General features: G+C 71.2%; 16 protein-coding genes and 1 riboswitch. Of the genes, 3 read left to right on the forward strand and 13 right to left on the reverse strand.

All coding sequences use genetic code 11. The features are described from left to right. Nucleotides 1-151: 151 nt before the first annotated feature. The 13 genes from AB0F77_RS16575 to AB0F77_RS16635 form a co-directional block, all read right to left on the reverse strand. Nucleotides 152-1,075: an ECF transporter S component gene (locus AB0F77_RS16575; protein ID WP_361948063.1), complete on the reverse strand. Its 924-nt coding sequence runs from the start codon at nucleotides 1,073-1,075 to the stop codon at nucleotides 152-154. Beyond that, nucleotides 1,072-3,054, reverse strand: coding sequence for an ATP-binding cassette domain-containing protein (locus tag AB0F77_RS16580; protein WP_361948066.1), 1,983 nt, complete (start codon nucleotides 3,052-3,054; stop codon nucleotides 1,072-1,074). The genes AB0F77_RS16575 and AB0F77_RS16580 overlap by 4 nt, the downstream gene beginning before the upstream one ends. Continuing rightward, the gene (locus AB0F77_RS16585; protein WP_361948069.1) at nucleotides 3,051-4,154 is read right to left on the reverse strand and encodes an energy-coupling factor transporter transmembrane component T; all 1,104 of its coding nucleotides are present in this window, start codon (nucleotides 4,152-4,154) and stop codon (nucleotides 3,051-3,053) included. The genes AB0F77_RS16580 and AB0F77_RS16585 overlap by 4 nt, the downstream gene beginning before the upstream one ends. Then, nucleotides 4,147-4,782, reverse strand: a complete 636-nt coding sequence (locus tag AB0F77_RS16590; protein WP_361948302.1) for an SCO2322 family protein — start codon at nucleotides 4,780-4,782, stop codon at nucleotides 4,147-4,149. The genes AB0F77_RS16585 and AB0F77_RS16590 overlap by 8 nt, the downstream gene beginning before the upstream one ends. A 98-nt stretch (nucleotides 4,783-4,880) precedes the next feature. Further along, entirely contained in the window at nucleotides 4,881-6,338 is a 1,458-nt protein-coding gene (locus AB0F77_RS16595; RefSeq protein ID WP_361948072.1) for a prenyltransferase/squalene oxidase repeat-containing protein, read from the reverse strand. Nucleotides 6,339-6,466: 128 nt separating this feature from the next. Then, a riboswitch (cobalamin riboswitch) is annotated at nucleotides 6,467-6,598 on the reverse strand. A gap of 268 nt (nucleotides 6,599-6,866) precedes the next feature. Continuing rightward, entirely contained in the window at nucleotides 6,867-7,394 is a 528-nt protein-coding gene (locus tag AB0F77_RS16600) for a hypothetical protein (RefSeq protein WP_361948075.1), read from the reverse strand. Between the two features lie 166 nt (nucleotides 7,395-7,560). Next, nucleotides 7,561-8,169: a hypothetical protein gene (locus AB0F77_RS16605; RefSeq protein ID WP_361948078.1), complete on the reverse strand. Its 609-nt coding sequence runs from the start codon at nucleotides 8,167-8,169 to the stop codon at nucleotides 7,561-7,563. 79 nt (nucleotides 8,170-8,248) lie between these two features. Beyond that, complete coding sequence (locus AB0F77_RS16610; RefSeq protein WP_361948081.1) at nucleotides 8,249-8,920, reverse strand: hypothetical protein; 672 nt, start codon at nucleotides 8,918-8,920, stop codon at nucleotides 8,249-8,251. 125 nt (nucleotides 8,921-9,045) lie between these two features. Next, the gene (locus tag AB0F77_RS16615; RefSeq protein ID WP_361948084.1) at nucleotides 9,046-9,489 is read right to left on the reverse strand and encodes a hypothetical protein; all 444 of its coding nucleotides are present in this window, start codon (nucleotides 9,487-9,489) and stop codon (nucleotides 9,046-9,048) included. Nucleotides 9,490-9,560: 71 nt separating this feature from the next. Further along, entirely contained in the window at nucleotides 9,561-10,427 is an 867-nt protein-coding gene (locus AB0F77_RS16620; RefSeq protein WP_361948087.1) for a hypothetical protein, read from the reverse strand. A 248-nt stretch (nucleotides 10,428-10,675) separates the two neighbouring features. After that, nucleotides 10,676-11,194 carry an SMI1/KNR4 family protein gene (locus AB0F77_RS16625; protein WP_361948090.1) on the reverse strand — a complete coding sequence of 173 codons (519 nt, stop codon included), beginning with the start codon at nucleotides 11,192-11,194 and terminating at the stop codon, nucleotides 10,676-10,678. After that, the gene (locus tag AB0F77_RS16630) at nucleotides 11,149-12,390 is read right to left on the reverse strand and encodes an HNH/ENDO VII family nuclease (RefSeq protein ID WP_361948093.1); all 1,242 of its coding nucleotides are present in this window, start codon (nucleotides 12,388-12,390) and stop codon (nucleotides 11,149-11,151) included. The genes AB0F77_RS16625 and AB0F77_RS16630 overlap by 46 nt, the downstream gene beginning before the upstream one ends. 413 nt (nucleotides 12,391-12,803) lie before the next feature. Beyond that, on the reverse strand, nucleotides 12,804-13,472 hold the full coding sequence (locus AB0F77_RS16635; protein ID WP_361948096.1) for a TetR family transcriptional regulator: 669 nt from the start codon (nucleotides 13,470-13,472) through the stop codon (nucleotides 12,804-12,806). A gap of 205 nt (nucleotides 13,473-13,677) precedes the next feature. On the opposite strand from AB0F77_RS16635, the gene AB0F77_RS16640 reads away from it, so the two are divergent. The 3 genes from AB0F77_RS16640 to AB0F77_RS16650 are packed head-to-tail and all read left to right on the forward strand — an operon-like array spanning nucleotide 13,678 to nucleotide 16,903. Further along, nucleotides 13,678-15,108: a glycosyltransferase family 4 protein gene (locus AB0F77_RS16640; RefSeq protein WP_361948099.1), complete on the forward strand. Its 1,431-nt coding sequence runs from the start codon at nucleotides 13,678-13,680 to the stop codon at nucleotides 15,106-15,108. Beyond that, on the forward strand, nucleotides 15,102-15,836 hold the full coding sequence (locus tag AB0F77_RS16645) for a class I SAM-dependent methyltransferase (RefSeq protein ID WP_361948102.1): 735 nt from the start codon (nucleotides 15,102-15,104) through the stop codon (nucleotides 15,834-15,836). Before AB0F77_RS16640 ends, AB0F77_RS16645 begins: the two co-directional genes overlap by 7 nt. After that, nucleotides 15,833-16,903 carry a prenyltransferase gene (locus AB0F77_RS16650; protein ID WP_361948105.1) on the forward strand — a complete coding sequence of 357 codons (1,071 nt, stop codon included), beginning with the start codon at nucleotides 15,833-15,835 and terminating at the stop codon, nucleotides 16,901-16,903. The genes AB0F77_RS16645 and AB0F77_RS16650 overlap by 4 nt, the downstream gene beginning before the upstream one ends. Nucleotides 16,904-16,910 lie beyond the last annotated feature (7 nt).

Raw genomic sequence — 16,910 nt, forward strand, 5'->3', positions numbered from 1 at the left:
GACGGGAACCAGAGAAACAGGCCGACGAGGCGTCCGCAATGACCCCTTTTACTAGTTGTGGCCGGATGGAGGGTAAAGGCCGGTTGTGTGACGCGGCTCGCATTGCGCAGGTCAGCAGGGGTGCGTGTGCTGACATTCCGGACAAGTCGCCCTACGAAGGTGGATCGTAGGTGACCTGCGTCATGTGGGATGGTTCACCGGGCGGCTGACCGTCCGCGTGCGCACGGTCGCGTACGGCTGATGATCCGGGGGCCTCGAATGTGACGGCGGTCTCGAAGGCGGCGCGGCGGGTGGCCCGGCGCAGGGCGCGCAGCAGGGCGGGGCCGAGGACGAGGGTGAGGACGACCGTGCAGACGGCCCGGCCGAGGTCCCAGCCGAGGGAGGTGGCCACGCAGTACGCCGCGAAACGGGCCAGGTTGGCGGGGACGGCGGCGTGCGGGTCGAAGGCGATGCCCGAGGCGAGGGCACCCATGAAGGGCCAGCCGGCCAGGTTCATGACCGTGCCGTAGGCGAACGCGGCGAGGAAGCCGTAGACGCCGAGCAGGGCGAGTTCCGGGCGGCCGCGCAGGCGGCGGGGGCCGGGGAGGAGGCCGGCGCCCATGGTGAACCAGCCCATCGCGAGCATCTGGAACGGCAGCCAGGGGCCGACACCGCCGGTGAGCAGGGCGGACGTGAACATGGTGAGCGAGCCGAGGGCGTAGCCGAAGCCCGGACCGAGGACACGGCCGCTGAGGACCATGAGGAAGAACATGGGCTCGATGCCGGCGGTGCCCGCGCCGATGGGGCGCAGGGCCGCGCCGGTCGCGGCGAGGACACCGAGCATGGCGACGGCCTTCGGGCCGAGTCCCGACTCGGAGAGTGCGGCGGCGGCCACGGCGACGAGGAGGGCGAGCAGGCCGGCGAAGAGCCAGGGGGCGTCCTGGGCGTGGGCGCTCAGCTGCGCGTCCGGGGGCGCGAGGAAGGGCCAGCCGAAGGCGACGACACCGGTGGCGCCGGTGAGGAGGAGGGCGGCGGTGGAGCGGGGGGCGAGGCGGACGGGACGTGGGGGTGAGGGTGAGGGTGAGGGTGGGGTCATGCGAGGGCCTCGCGGACCTGGGTGACGGTGAGCCACGGCTGCGGGGCGAGGATCTTGGTGACCTGGGGGGCGAACGAGGGGGAGGAGGTCACCACGTCCGCCATCGGGCCGTCGGCGATGACCTCTCCGCCGGCGAGCAGGACCACCCGGTGGGCGATCTCGGCGGCGAGCTCCACGTCGTGGGTGGCCAGCACGATGGCGTGGCCCTTGGCGGCGAGGTCGCGCAGCATGACGGCCAGGCGGGACTTCGCGGCGTAGTCCAGTCCCCGGGTGGGCTCGTCGAGGAGGAGCAGGGGAGGGCGGGCCGTCAGGACGACGGCGAGGGCGAGCGCGAGGCGGCGGCCCTCGGAGAGGTCACGCGGGTGGGTGGCGTCGGCCACGCCCGGGAGCAGGTCGGAGACGAGGGCGCGGCAGGTGCCCGGGGCGGCGCCCGCGTCCCGGTCGGCGGCGGCGCACTCGGCGGCGACCGTGTCGGCGTACAGGAGGTCGCGGGGTTCCTGCGGGACGAGCCCGACACGGCGGACGAGGTCGCGGGGCGCGGCCCTGTGGGGGACGGCGCCGCCGACGTCGACGGTGCCGGTGTCCGGGGCGACGACCCCGGCGAGCACCCCGAGCAGGGTCGACTTCCCGGCCCCGTTGCGGCCCATCAGGGCGACGGTCTCCCCGGGCGCGACGGCGAGGTCCACGTCCCGCAGCGCCCGCACGCTCCCCCGCCTGACCCCGGCCCCACGCAGCTCGGCGACACCGGCGGGGACACCGGGCCCGGCCTGCTCCCGCCCGGGGCGGGGAAAGGGGGGCCGGGGGAGCCGGAGGAAACGCCGCCGGGCGGGCGGGGGCGGGGGCCGGAGCGCGGGCGCGGGCGGGGGCGTGACCGGCTCACCCCCGCGGGTCCGCCCGGCGGTGGGCGCCGGGAGTGGGGGCCGGTCGGAGGGCGGGTCGGTCACGGGGGTCTGTTCGGTGGTGGGTGTCGGGGGGTGGGGTCGGTCAGGGGCCGGGGCGGTGGCGGGGGTCTGTTTGGTGGTGGGTGTCGAGGGGTGGGGCCGGTCAGGGGGCGGGTCGGTCGCGGGGGTCCGTCCGGTGGTGGGTGTCGGGGGGTGGGGTCGGCCGGGGGCCGGGGCGTCGTCGTTCGGGGTGTCGGTCGTGCGGGCCGGGGTGGGGGTGCGGGTGGAGAGGCGGGTGCGGAGGGGGGCGGCCCGGCGGCGGGCGTTCCTGACGGTCAGGGGGAGGGGGTCCCAGCCGGCGAGGCGGCCCAGGGCGACCACCGGCGGGTGGACCGGGGACGTCGCCATCACCTCCGCCGGGTCGCCCAGGACGAGCGGCGCCCCGGGCGAGGCCAGCAGCGCGACCCGGTCGGCGTACTGGATCACCCGCTCCAGCCGGTGCTCGGCCATCAGCACCGTCGTACCGAGGTCGTGCACCAGCCGCTGGAGCACCGCCAGCACCTCCTCCGCCGCCGCGGGATCGAGCGCCGACGTGGGCTCGTCCAGCACCAGCACCTGAGGATGCGGCGTCAGCACCGAGCCGATCGCCACCCGCTGCCGCTGCCCGCCGGACAGCGTGGCGATCGGCCGCTCCCGCAGCTCCGCCAACCCCAGCAGATCCAGCGCCTCCTCCACCCGCCGCCGCATCACCGCCGGTGCGATCCCCAACGACTCCATGCCGTAGGCGAGTTCGTCCTCCACGGTGTCCGTCACGAAGTGCGCCGACGGGTCCTGCCCCACCGTGCCCACCACATCGGCCAGTTCCCGCGGCCGGTGCGTGCGCGTGTCCCGCCCCGCCACGGTCACCCGCCCGCGCAGCGTCCCGCCGGTGAAGTGCGGCACAAGGCCGCTCACCGCGCCGAGCACCGTCGACTTGCCCACCCCCGACGGACCGACGAGCAGCACGAGTTCACCCTCGGGCACCTCGAAGTCAACCCCGCGCACGGTTGGTGCGGCGGCGCCCTCGTAGGTCACGCTGACATCCTCGAAGCGGATCACGACGACTCCCGGGGGACGGTGAAGGCGGGCAACAGGGCGAGCAGGACGACCGCGGCGGGCCACAGCGGCAGCGTCGGCGCCGTCAGCGGTACGACCCCGGGGTGCAGCCCGGCGGGATCGCGCACCCCGGCGTACGCGAGCAGCGCGGCCACCGCCGCCCCCGACGCGGCCACGGTCCAGGCCCGCACGCCCCACGGGTCGGGCCGGTACCGGGTGCGGGGCGAGCGCCGGCCGCCGAGCCGGAGCCCCGCCAGCGCCGCGAGGACCCCGGCGAGCAGCACCGGCATCCCGTACGCGCCGCCCTCCGCGGTCAGCAGCCCGTACGTCCCCGCGCACACCCCGAGCAGCCCGCCCAGGGTGAGCGCGGTGGTCGTACGGCGCACCCGCGCGGGTACGGCGGCGGTGCGGCCGTACCCGCGCGCGTCCATCGCGGCCGCCAGCGCGACCGAGCGCTCCAGCGCGCCCTCCAGCACCGGCAGGCCGACCTGGAGCAGCCCCCGCAGCCCTCGATCGGGGCGGCCCCGCAACCGACGTGCGGCACGCAGCCGTCGGACGTCGGCGACGAGGTGGGGGGCGAAGGTGAGCGCCACCACCACGGCCACGCCCATCTCGTACAGCGCGCCCGGCAGCGACTTGAGCAGGCGGGCCGGGTCGGCGAGCGCGTTCGCCGCGCCGACGCAGACCAGCAGCGCGGCCAGGCGCAGGCCGTCGTAGAGCGCGTACACGACCGACTCGGCGGTCACCCGCCCGCCCAGCCGGATGCCCTGCGCCCAGTGGGGGAGCGGGACTTCGGGCAGCGTGACGAGCACATGCGTCCCGGGGACGCCGGAACCGAGGACGACCGCGAAGACCACCCGGACGACCAGCACGGCGAGGGCGAGGCGCACGAACGCGGCGTAGGAGCGGGACCGGGGGGAGGTGGGGGAGCGGTGCGTGGCGACGACGTACGCCGTCGCCGCCATCAGCAGGCCCAGCAGGAGGGGGTTGGTGGTCCGCATGGCGGCGGTACCCATGCCGAGTGCCCAGAGCCACCAGGCGCCGGGGTGGAGGTGGAGGGGGCGTAGGGGGAGGGGGCGTTGTGGTGCGGGGTGGTCAGGCATGTCGGCGGCGTCGGGTCTGCCAGAGGGCGGCTGCGGTCAGGAGGAGCACGGCGGCTGCGCCGGTGAGGAGGCCGACGGAGGGGCCGCCGGTGTTCTTGTGGGCGGCGGGGGCGGGGGTGTTGTCGCCGTTGCCCTGGCCCTGGTCCTTGTGGTCGGCGATCTGGTCGCCGCAGCCCTTGGCCGGATAACCGGTGATGGCGCAGAGGAGGGCGTTGGTGTCGTAGCGCAGGGGCGGGGCCACCGAGGCCAGCGCCTCCGCGGTCGTCGCGTCGGGCGCCACCCGCGCGCAGGCGGTACGGGGCGCGGGCGGCGTCTCCCCGGCCGGGGCGTCCGCCGCCGTACCGAAGTCGAGCACCAGCGCCACCCGCTTCGCCCCGCCCCGCGCCGGGGTCCCCGCGCAGATCGTCCCGAAGTCCGCGTCGCCGCGCGGGCGTTGGGCGTCGGCGGAGTCCGCGCTCACCGCGAACCTGAACCCCTGCACCTCGCCGTCGGCGGGCCGTGCGGTGGACGGACCCTCGGTGGCGTATGTCCAGCGTGCGCCGTCGCGCTGCCAGAAGGACCAGTAGCGGTAGCCGACGGCATGAGCCTGACCGACGGCGGCCACGAGGACGAACAGGGTGAGCAGCAGGAGGGTGGTGTGGTGGGCGGGGGTGTGGTGAGTGGGGCTGTGGCGGGCGGAGGTGTGATGAGTGGGGCTGTGGCGGGCGGGGCTGCGGCGCGTGGGGGTCACGGCTTGCGCCTCCCGCGGCCGCTGATCAGGAAGCCGATGCCGATGCCGGCGACGAGGAAGGTGCCGACGGTCCACCACACGTTGGTGCCCGAGCCGTCGGAGTCGTGGCCCGAGTCCTTGCCGGAGCTCTTGCCGGAGTCCTTGCTGGAGTCCTTGCCGGAGTTCGTGTCGGCGGCCTTGTTGTCGGCCTTCTCCCCGTCCTTCCCGGCCGTACCCTCCGCGGCGGCAGCGGCAGGCGCCGGTCCGGTCGCGTTCAGGGCGCGGACGAGGTCCGTACCGCCGAAGTCGCGCGGATCGCCCCCGGCGGCGTTGGCCGCGAAGATCAACTGGGCCCAGGCGGCGGGCCCGCTCTGCTCGGCCCAGGCCCCGGCGTTCTTCTCCAACCAGGCCAGCGGCTTCCCGGCCCGCCCGGCACCGCCCTGCGCGGCGAGCGCGACGACCGCGTCGGCGGTGTTGCCGTAGTCGGGCTGGGCGGGGGCGCCGGCGAGGGCGGAGGTGAGGTGGCCGTTGTCGGCCAGGGCCCGGGTGAGGTAGGCGGCACCGTTGGCGGCGGCGCGGTCGGGGGTGGGGGCGCCGGAGTCGGAGCACTGGGTGCTGGATCTGGTGCCGGACCCGGTGCTGGCCCCGGTGGTGGCGCCGGTGGTGGCGCCCCCCTTGCCCGCGTGGTTGATCGCGACCTTGCCTGTGATGTCCATGCCCTTGCCGAGGGCGGCCACGACGGCGGCGGCGGTCGCGTCCGCGTTGGCCGTGAGGGCGCCCTTCTTGTCGGGCTGGTAGGCGAACGCGCCCTGCTTCGCACAGGGCAGGGCGAGCTTGAGCAGGGCGTCGTAGGGGGACTTGCCGTTCTTGACGACGTCCTCCGGTTCGTCCCCGGAGGAGGCGAGCGCGCCGACGACGACGGACGTCGAGTTGGCGTCGCTGGGTCCGCCGGGCGCGTAGCCCCAGCCGCCGTCGGCGTTCTGCACGGACTTGAGCCAGGCCACGGCCCGGCCCGAGACGGCGTCCCGCCCGCCGACGGCCGTGAGCGCCTGGACGGCGGCGGCCGTGCTGTTGCTGTCGACCATGGTCCTGGCGTCGCAGGGCTTGGCGGCCGGGTCGGGCCGGAAGGCGGGGAAGGCGCCGTTCGCACACTGCTGTCCGGCCAGCCAGTCCACGGCCGCGGCGGCGGGCCGCTCACCGACGGAACGCTGCGCGAGCAGGGCGAGGGACTGCCGCCAGACACCGTCGTACTGCGGGTCGGCGCGACCGAAGAGCCCGGAGGGGAGGGCGGGGGTGGGGGACGGAGAAGGGGAGGCCGGGGCGGTGGCCGGGCCGGCGGCGAGGGCCGGGGCGGCGGCGAGGGCGGGGGCGGCCGAAGCGAGGACCCCGACGGTGGCCCCGACCGCGGTTGCGACCGAGATTGCGGCCGTGACGCCGACCGCGGTCAGGGCCGCTGAGCTGCGGTGGACGTTCATGGGTGGGCTGCCTCTCCCTGCGGGTGCGGGTGCGGGAGGCGGGCAGCACGGGACGACGGGACATCCCGGCGGCTCGGCTCCGTAGACCTCGACGGTGCGGCGCGCGGCGGGTGCCGGGCGCGTGGTGAGCCGGTCAACGTTCCGGTCGGGGCGATCCGGCTCACCGCCTCTCGGCGGCTCACGGCTGCGGGTCAGCGCCGGAATTGCACCGGCTTCCCCCCGTACGGGTGTGATGACGACCGACTCACTCTACAAGCCGAAAAAAGATCATGAATTTGGGGGGTTCTTTATCGCTATGTGCGTTTTATCCTGGAAGTGGCCTACGGGACGAGTGAGGGAGTTCGACCGGAGTAGCCGACTCGGGCGCGACGCCGTGGTTAGCTCGCGGCATCCGCTGGGGCCGACGTCGACGGTCGGGCTGAGAGGCCGAACGGCAGTGGTCGGGCCGAACGGCGACCCCTACCACCTGATCCGGACAATACCGGCGAAGGGAACCCGCCTCGTAGGTCCTTCGTGTGCCGGGCCCGGTCACGGAACAAGATTCAGTTCACCGTCGCCGACGAGCCCCTGGTGACCGAACCGTTCACCGACCGCCAGGAGCACTTGGTGATCACGCGACCCGATGCGCAGGCAGGACGCTTTCAGCACCCGCAGGAAGAGCCGGAAGCCGAGGTCGGCGTCGGCCTCCTCGACCACGCCGACCAGGGCGGGCACCAGCCCTGGGAGAGGGACGGTGTCCCAGGCGCCTTTGTCCGCCGCGGCGGTCAGCCGGGGTGCGAAGCGGTCGATGGCCTCCAGCACCGCCTCACGCAGAGCGGAGTCGGCAGGCGGCACGGGCGGGGGCGGACCGAACCCGAAATCCAGCAGACACCGCACGTCCCGGCCGAGCAGGGTGTGCCCCGGCGCGGGAATGTCGGCCACCGAGCGCTCGGCAACGAGGAAGAGGGCTTCCTTGCGACCGACGTCCACAAGACAGTCGAGTTCCGGCACCGTCAGGGTCAGATCCAAGTCATGGCACTGACTGGACATCCAGGAAAGCCCGAATTCAGCGGTCACGATTGTTCTCCAGTTCTTCGGTCGGACGGTGTACTTCATCGGACACACTTGACGTGCCCCGAGGATGCGCGCCTTCAAGGCATTCGTCTCCGATGACAAATGATCCGGCCGGTGTGGAGGAGACCGTGGCCACCTCCACACCGGCCGTAACTTGTTTCGGGCTGCGCTAGCCGTCGAAGACGGCGTCCAGGTCGCTGAGGGCGTACTCGCCATAGTCGAAGGCTGCTGCCAGCTCTACGAACGAGGTGTACTGCTCAGCTGTGATCGCGGCGCGGTGCGATACCTGACGGGCGTTCGGCAGGGCATGCACCAGGAGTCGGAAAGCGAGGTCGGGCGTGCAGGAGCCGACCGTCTTTTCCAGGGTGTCCGCCATTTTCGGGGCCAGGTGGTGACGTACTTCCCGTAGGAGTGCCGTGACTTGGCCGGCGAGTTCGGGTCCGTCGTACTGGTCCGCCGGCGGTAAGTGGCGCGGTGGAGTCCGGCGTGACAGCCAGGCGTCGCAGAGGTCGACCACCTGCCGCATCCAGGCCGAGGCGTCCTCGGCCCCGGCGACCTGGTAGAAGGTCGGACCGCTGTCCGCGCACGATTTCCAGACGGCCGCGTTCTCGTCGGCATCGAGCCCGTCCGCGAGTTGCTGTGCGTCACGGCGTACGAGGAGCACCTCCTCGGGGTCGAGTTCTTCTACGAAGTGGTACGTCACGATGGCGGCAGGCGTCGACCCTGTGTGGTGCGCGTCCTGGTGGAAGAAGCTCATCAGCCACGGGAGGCCAAACATGAACTCACTGAATCGTGCCGTCATCTCTGGCTTTTCCTCCCTTGAAGAAGAAGGGATTTTCGGCTTCGCGGTGACGTGTCTATGACGAGGATGGGGCGAGACTCAGTTCGCCCTCGTCGACGAGGTCCCGGTAGCCGAAGCGTTCGCCGAGTGCCAGGAGTGCATGGTGATCAGGCGGGCTGATGGGCAGGAAGGATGCCTTCAGCACCCGCAGGAAGAGCCGGAAGCCGAGGTCGGCGTCGGCCTTCTCGACGACACCTGTCAGGGCAGGCACCATGCCGGGCAGGGGGAAGATGTCATTCTCCGTTGTGGCTGTCAGTTGGGGTGCCACGCGATTGATCGCCTCTACGACCGCCTCGCTTAGACCGGGGTCGGTGGTCGGTGCGGGTGGGGGTGGAGTGAACCCGGGGTCCGCCCGCTGTTCGGCGTTGAGCCACGCTGTTTCGACCCCGGCCAGCCAGTCCCTCATGCTCTCTTTTTCCCACTTGGGATCGAAGTGCGTTCTGGCCCCGCCGACCCAAACGGTGCGCAGCACGGAGTCATTGAGAGGGGAGTCCAGCAGACGTCGTACGTCCTGGCCAAGCAGGGTGTGGCCCGGGGCGGGTATGTCCGTCACCGAACGCTCGGCGACGAGGAAGAGGGCCTCCTTGCGACCGACATCCACGAGGCAGTCCAACTCCGGCACGGTCAGGGTCTGTTCCATCCAGTCGCACTGCCTGGACATCCAGGAGAGCCCGAACTCAGCGGTCACGATCACCTTTCCGGGCAGGCGGTGGGAACGGTGACGAAGCTGGTGCCTGCCGCGGTGATGCTCTCACCGGCACGGGCACGCCAGCCAGCGGTTTTCCGGCCCCGAACACTCTGTACAGCCATCGCTCAACATTCAGTAGAGGGCGAAGGTTCATGGAAGTCTTTTACGAAGACCGCAGTGCCGTAGGTGTGCCCGTCTGCCTTCTCGGCATGGAAACCCGCCGAGGTGAGGATTCCCAGGAGGGCGTCCCGCATGCAGGTCTGGACCGTTTCGTAATGACGAATTAGATAAGGCAGGTTTGAAGGGGCGACTCCGTCCGCCAGAAGGTTCACGGCGGCGGTTGTCAGTTCGGCCTCCGTGTTCCATTCCACCAGCACACCGCCGACGGCGAGAGGATCCACGTGAACCTCCGCCCCGGGCCTGCCCTCGGACCCGTCTCCGAGGTCACCCCGGTGAACAGGAATCCCGGCTCGGGCCAGTGCGCGGCAAGCCTCTTCAGCCACTGCGGTCCGCTGGGCGATGATATCCGGCGGGGCCTTCAGCGGCAGATTGGAGCCGTTCTCGGTCATGCATCCTTCACCTCTCCACCGGATTCCGTAATGAACGTGGGCCTCAGTGCCGGTGGTAGGTCGGCCATCGTTCACGCCGACGGGGTGAGATTCAGTTCGCCTTCGTCGACGAGGTCCCGGTAGCCGAAGCGTTCGCCGAGCGTCAGGAGCGCATGGTGGTCCGGCGGGCTGATGGGTAGGCAGTATGCCTTCAGTACCCGCAGGAAGAGCCGGAAGCCGAGGTCGGCGTTGGCCCTCTCGACCACGTCGGTCAACGCCGGCACCATGCCAACGAGAGGGACGGCCGAGATGCCTTTGTCCGCTGCCGCAGTCAGCCCGGGTGCCACGCGGTCGATTGCCTCCAGGACCGCCTCGCGCAGAGCGGGGTCCGTCGACGGTGCGGGCGGGGGTGGGGTGAACCCTGGGTCTGTCCGCCGCTCGGCGTTCAGCCACGACGTTTCGACCCCGGCCAGCCAGTCTCTCAGGCTCTCTTTGTCCGCCTTGGGATCGAAGGCGAATCCGGCCCCGCCGACCCATACTGTGCGCAGCACGGAGTCGTCGAGAGGGGAGTCCAGCAGACGTCGTACGTCCTGGCCGAGCAGGGTGTGGCCCGGGGCGGGGATGGCGGTCACCGAGCGTTCGGCGACGAGGAGGAGGGCTTCCTTGCTGCCGGTCTCCACGAGGCAGTCCAACTCCGGCACCGTCAGGGTCTGTTCCATGCAGTCGCACTGCATGGAAATCCAGGAGAGCCCGAATTCCGCGGTCACGATCGTCCTTCCGAATGGGCGGTGCAGACGACCCTGCTTCTTCAGGGGTCCCGCCAGCCGGTCAATGTATTCGAGGCTGGGTTTCAGCACTGAGGGCAGTTCGGCCATCATTCCGAACACGAGAACGTGATTCGGTTTGCGTCGTCGTTTTCCAATTCCGATGAGGAGGCTGTTCGCAGTGAACTGCATCATGCCCGGATCGCATCTCCACTCCACGGATAGGGGTGCCGAGGCCAACTTCCTCCGACCGGGCCCGCACAGCCTCCGCGGACTGACGGAAGACCAGGCAGGCCCCGGGCAGCGACTTCGGTATCCCGTCATACGAAAACGTCGGTCCCCACGGCCATAACCGGGTCGTGGGGGCCGACGTGACGCGAGGGTCGAACTGGCCAACAATGTGGCCAGCGTGCGACTGCCGGGCCGATGATGCGCGAAGAGAGTTAGTTTAGGTTCTGTTGGCACGCCTTGAGTGCGAATTCTCCGAAGCTGTCCGCGATTTTCTCCATGAGTCCGCCGTCGAGGACTCCCGGGTTCCAGGCGAAGATCGGGTACTCGCCGTCCTTGTCAGGCTGAGAAGTGTCGAGCACGACGACGCCCCAGACGTCGTCGTGCATGACGACCATGAAGTGGTGGGGAAGCCCGAGTGCTTCGCGATCGGCTTTGGTGTAGGCAGGGGTGCCCAGCAACTCCTCTCCTCCGGCCGGTGTCTGGTACACGCCGAGGAACTCGGTGGGAGGGACGTCCCACGTACCGAACTCCTCGATCAGATGCCGATAGGAGGGTGGAAAGACAAGAGCCAGCTCGGACTCCGCCCTGGCGATCATCTCGGGTGAACAGCCGTTGCCATGATGCGCCAGACCCTCGTTTTCCCGCACGAGACCGATCACCTGAACCGCTGTCTGTAGACCGTTTGTCATGAGAAGTCCTTTGCCCTGTTCTTCCAGTACGCTGATTTCCACTTCTCGAACTCCGGCCGGTCGATCCCACTGGGAATCTTGGTGCCGGCCTTCCAGTGCAACTGGGAGTAGTTGTCGAAGTGCATCGCATCCGAGACCTCGGCGACCGGTCCGTCCTGCGTCTGAAGCATGTGATGGAGGTTCAAGGGCTTGTCCAGCCCGCCACCACCCGTTCTGCCCGGGCCCATAGGGGCAAGGCCCTGCGTCATTCGCTTCAGGTTGGTCCGCATCTCGCCCAGTGCCTTGGCGCCGGTGGCCAGTGCCTTGGTGGCGTCCCGGTTGGCGGTGACCATCTGGTTGCGCTGGGTGGCCTGGGAGGCGATCTCCTGCTGCCACTCCGCGGAGGCGGCGGCCACTTCCTTGCCGAGGACCTTGCTCGGGTCGATCGGACTGCGCCACGAGCACGCCGCGAACCGTGTCTTCAAGTCCTCCACCGCGAGCCGGAACGCCAGGCTGTCCGGGTCCGGAGCGGTGCGCGGGAAGCCACCGGCGGAGAGGAACATGCGGGCGTCGTCCGCGTTCACGTCGGTGAAGAGGTCGTCGCCGTCGAGCAGGTCCTCGAAAGCCTGCTTCTCGGCGAAGGCCAGCTGCCACTCATCGGTGGGCAGGGTGGGGTCGGGGCTGCTGTAGAGCGGGGTGCCCAGGTCCGTGACCGCCTTGACGGTCGCCTCGTCGGCCACGGGGGTGGGGTTGTCGTAGAGGGTGTCCTCGGGCTTCCACCGCTGGTCACCGAGCCAAGTCGAGTAGCCGACCTGATGGAAGAAGTCGCCTTCGGCGTCGCTGGGCGCAGGCGGCCAGTAGAAGTCGGCGTCGGACTTGAAGCCGCCGGGGGCGGACAGACCCGACAGCGCGTTCTTCCAGGCATCCCGGCGCGGATCCAGCGTCGCGCTCTCCTGGACGATGAGCTCCCTGTCCTTGTCGTACGCGACGGACAGCGGGGTGTTGTTCCAGTACTCGCGGTTCGCGGCGACGCGCAGTTGTTCCGGGCTCTGGTTCAGGGCGTTCTGTGCCAGGCCGCCCATCTCCGTGCCGCCCAGCCGCAGCGCGTCGGTCATGAGGCACTGGTCCTGCCGCAGTTGCTCGGCGGTCTTGGCGTCGAAGCCGTCGTAGCTGTCGGCGACCGTGGCGCTGTCGGGCAGCGACCCGCCGGCCGGGGACCCGGGGCCGAGCAGACCCGCCAGCACCGCCGCGGCGGCCACCAGGGGGAGAAGGGAACCGGAGGCTAAGCCCCCCCGCTTCGTGCGGGAGCGGGCGCGAACAGTGGATCTGCTCGACGAGGTGTCAGGTGATCTGTGGGGGCGTCTGAAGCGCAACGGAGCATCCTTCGGCCGGGATGAAGGCAGCCGGGGACGGACCGGGCCGAGAGCGGCGGGCCCTGACGACGGCTCCCCCTGCCGCCCTGTCACCGCACATCGGAGGAACACCCTTGTCCCCGCCGGACGCGGCGGCCTCATTCACGCACGTGCCAAGATCACCCCACAAGATCCCGCAGAGTGCTTGACCGAAAACGCAGCGCAGTCGGATGAGGTGAATGTGTGTGCAGGGCATGGGGCTCCTGTGAAGAAACGGTGAGTTGTCGCGTCACGCCGCTAGCGGTTTTGACCGAAACCTGTCAGCTGTGCGCATCGTCGCCATCTGTGCCCGGTGTCGGCTCCGGTGTCGTCAGGTCGATCAGGCGGCAGGCCGTTTCGATGTCCGCTCCCACCTGGGCGATCGACGCGCGGCCCGAGAGCCAGGTGATCAGGGCCGAGTGCCAGGTGTGCTCGATCACCCGCACCGCCGACAACTGCCACGCCCCCGGCGCAGCGACCCCCGTCGCGTCCAGGATGATCGCCGTCGTCTGTCGGGAGACCTGGTCCACCTCGGGAGAGACACTGCGGTCGGCGAAGGTCAGCGCGCGGACCATCGCGTCCGCCAGCAGCGGCTCGCGCTGGAGTGCGCGGAACGCGCGCATCAGCGTCTCCGCCACCCGCTCGCCCGGCGTGTCACCCGTCGGCGGCTTCTTGGCCAGCGTGCCGTGCAGCCGCTCCAACTGGTCCTGCATCGTCGCGACCAGCAGATGCACCTTCGAGGGGAAGTACCGGTACAGCGTGCCCAGCGCGACCTGCGAGGACTCCGCCACCTCGCGCATCTGCACGGCGTCGAACCCGCCCCGGGCCGCCAGTTGCGCGCTCGCCCGCAGGATGCGCCGGCGCCGGGCCTCCTGCCGCTCGGTCAGCGGCGGCGAGCCCGGCTGTCTCGCGTGGCCGGTACTGGCTTCCACCTTGGCTTCCGCTGGCATGGGTCCCGTCCGTGACACTCGGTGAGGGCAGGTGATCGCACAGCATGGCAGGGTCCGCGCCGTGGCACGAATCACCTGATCCCCTGCTCGCAGCGCCCCTACCTGCCGGTAGATTCAGAGCCTCCTGAACGATCAAGTCTGAAACTTGTTCTAGATTATCGTCCCGGCGTACGCTCGCCGGACGTGCATGGAGAAGGGGGTCGGAGTGACCGCTGAGGCCAGGGATGCGGGCGCCCGGAAGGACTCCGCAGCCGACGGCGGGCGACCGCTCGACATCGCGCTTCTCACCTATAAAGGGAACCCGTTCTGTGGCGGTCAGGGCGTCTACGTACGGCATCTGTCGCGCGAGCTGGCCAGGCTCGGGCACCGTGTCGAGGTCATCGGCTCCCAGCCCTACCCGGTCCTCGACGAGGGACTCGACGGACTGACCCTCACCGAACTGCCCAGCCTCGACCTCTACCGCCAGCCCGACCCCTTCCGCACCCCCCGCCGCGAGGAGTACCGCGACTGGGTCGACGCGCTCGAAGTGGCGACCATGTGGACCGGCGGCTTCCCCGAACCCCTCACCTTCTCGCTGCGCGCCCGGCGCCATCTGCGGGCCCGGCGCGGCGAGTTCGACGTCGTGCACGACAATCAGACGCTCGGTTACGGGCTGTTGGGCGACATAGGCGCCCCGCTCGTCACGACGATCCACCACCCCATCACCGTGGACCGGCAGTTGGAGCTGGACGCGGCCGAGGGCCGGATGCGCCGCTACTCCGTGCGCCGCTGGTACGCGTTCACCCGCATGCAGAAGCGGGTCGCCCGCCGGCTGCCCTCCGTGCTCACCGTCTCCGGCACCTCCCGGCAGGAGATCGTCGGCCACCTCCGGGTCGAGCCGGACCGGGTCCACGTCGTGCACATCGGCGCCGACACCGACCTCTTCTCGCCGGACCCCTCCGTGCCCGTCGTCCCCGGCCGGATCGTCACCACCTCCAGCGCCGACGTCCCCCTCAAGGGGCTCGTGCACCTCGTCGAGGCGCTCGCCAAGGTGCGCACCGAGCACCCCGGCGCGCACCTCGTGGTCGTCGGCAAGCGGGCCGAGGACGGACCGGTCGCCCACCTCATCGAGCGCTACGGCCTGGAGCACGCCGTCGAGTTCGTGAAGGGCATCTCGGACGCCGAACTGGTCGACCTGGTGCGCTCGGCCGAGGTCGCCTGCGTGCCCTCGCTCTACGAGGGGTTCTCGCTGCCGGCCGCCGAGGCCATGGCCACGGGGACACCGCTCGTCGCCACCACCGGCGGGGCCATCCCCGAGGTCGCGGGACCCGACGGCGAGACCTGTCTCGCGGTGCCGCCCGGCGACGCGGGCGCCCTCGCCACCGCCCTCGGCCGGCTGCTGTCCGACCCCGGCCTGCGCACCCGCCTCGGTGCGGCCGGCCGCGCCCGCGTCCTCGCCCGCTTCACCTGGACCCGAGCGGCCGAGGGCACGGTGGCCCACTACCGCGAGGCCATGGCCGACGCCCCCCACCACCGACCCGTCGGCACCGTCACCTCCTCCGCCCCGCCGGCCGGGGCCGGGGACCGCGCGGCCGGAATCGCCGCACGCGGCGGCGTCGGTGTCTACCCCGAACCCGAAAGCAGGGCCTCGTGCTGACCGTCGACTTCTCCCGGTTTCCGCTCGCCGCGGGCGACCGTGTGCTGGACCTCGGCTGCGGGGCCGGGCGGCACGCCTTCGAGTGCTACCGGCGCGGCGCCCGCGTCGTGGCCCTCGACCGCAACGGCGAGGAGATCCGCGAGGTCGCCAAGTGGTTCGCGGCGATGGAGGAGGCCGGCGAGGCCCCCGCGGGCGCCACCGCCACCGCCATGGAGGGCGACGCCCTCGCCCTGCCCTTCCCCGACGAGTCCTTCGACGTCGTCATCATCTCCGAGGTCATGGAACACATCCCCGACGACAAGGGTGTGCTCGCCGAGATGGTCCGGGTCCTCAGGCCCGGCGGCCGCATCGCCGTCACCGTCCCCCGCTACGGCCCCGAGAAGGTCTGCTGGGCCCTCTCCGACGCCTACCACGAGGTCGAGGGCGGCCACATCCGCATCTACAAGGCCGACGAACTGCTCGCCAAGATGCGCGAGGCCGGCCTCAAGCCGTACGGCACCCACCACGCCCACGCCCTGCACTCCCCGTACTGGTGGCTCAAGTGCGCCTTCGGCGTGGACAACGACCAGGTGCTGCCCGTGAAGGCGTACCACAAGCTGCTGGTCTGGGACATCATGAAGAAGCCCCTCGCCACCCGCGTCGCCGAACAGGCCCTCAACCCCCTCATCGGCAAGAGCTTCGTGGCCTACGCGACCAAGCCCCACCTCCCGTCGGCGGCCGGCCGGTGACCGCACCCCGGACAGAACACCTCGTCCTGCCCGGGGTCCTCACCGCCGAGCAGGCCGCCGCGACCGTCCGGGGCGTCCTCGCCGTACAGCGGGAGGACGGCGCCATCCCCTGGTTCCGCGGCCACCACCTCGACCCGTGGGACCACACCGAGGCCGCCATGGCCCTCGACGCGGCCGGTGAACACGCCGCCGCCGAGCGGGCGTACACCTGGCTCGCCCGGCACCAGAACGAGGACGGCTCCTGGTACGCCGCCTACGCCGACGGCGCCCACGACGACGTCACCGACCCCGCCCGCGAGTCCAACTTCGTCGCCTACGTGGCCGTCGGCGTCTGGCACCACTACCTGTCAACCGGCGACGACACCTTCCTGGACCGCATGTGGCCCTCGGTATACGCGGCGATCGAATGGGTGCTGAGCCTCCAGCGGCCCGGCGGCCAGATCGGCTGGCGCGTCGACGCCGACGGCACCCCGGCCGACGACGCGCTGCTGACCGGGAGTTCGTCCGTCCACCACGCCCTGCGCTGCGCCCTCGCCATCGCCGACCAGCGTGAAGAGGCCCAGCCCGACTGGGAGTTGGCCCTCGGCTCGCTGCGCCACGCGATCCGCAGGCACCCCGAGCGCTTCCTCGACAAGAGCCGCTACTCGATGGACTGGTACTACCCGATCCTCGGCGGCGCCCTCACCGGCCCGGAGGCCAAGTCCCGCATGGAGGAGTCCTGGGACCGTTTTGTGGTCCCAGGACTCGGTGTCCGCTGTGTGGTGCCCAACCCTTGGGTCACCGGCGGCGAGTCCTGTGAACTCGCCCTGGCCCTGTGGGCGATGGGCGAATCGGACCGCGCACTGGAGATCCTCCAGTCGGTGCGCCACCTGCGCGACCCGGACTCGGGCCTCTACTGGACGGGGTACGTCTTCGACGACGACACCGTCTGGCCCCGGGAGTTGACCACCTGGACGGCGGGCTCGCTCCTGCTCGCCGTCGCCGCGCTCGGCGGCCACGAGGCCACCTGCGCGGTGTTCGGCGGCGAGCTGCTTCCGGCCGGCCTGGACCCCGACTGCTGCGACTAGCCGCGCA

The sequence above is a fragment of the Streptomyces sp. NPDC026672 genome, assembly GCF_040638185.1.
GTDB lineage: Bacteria > Actinomycetota > Actinomycetes > Streptomycetales > Streptomycetaceae > Streptomyces.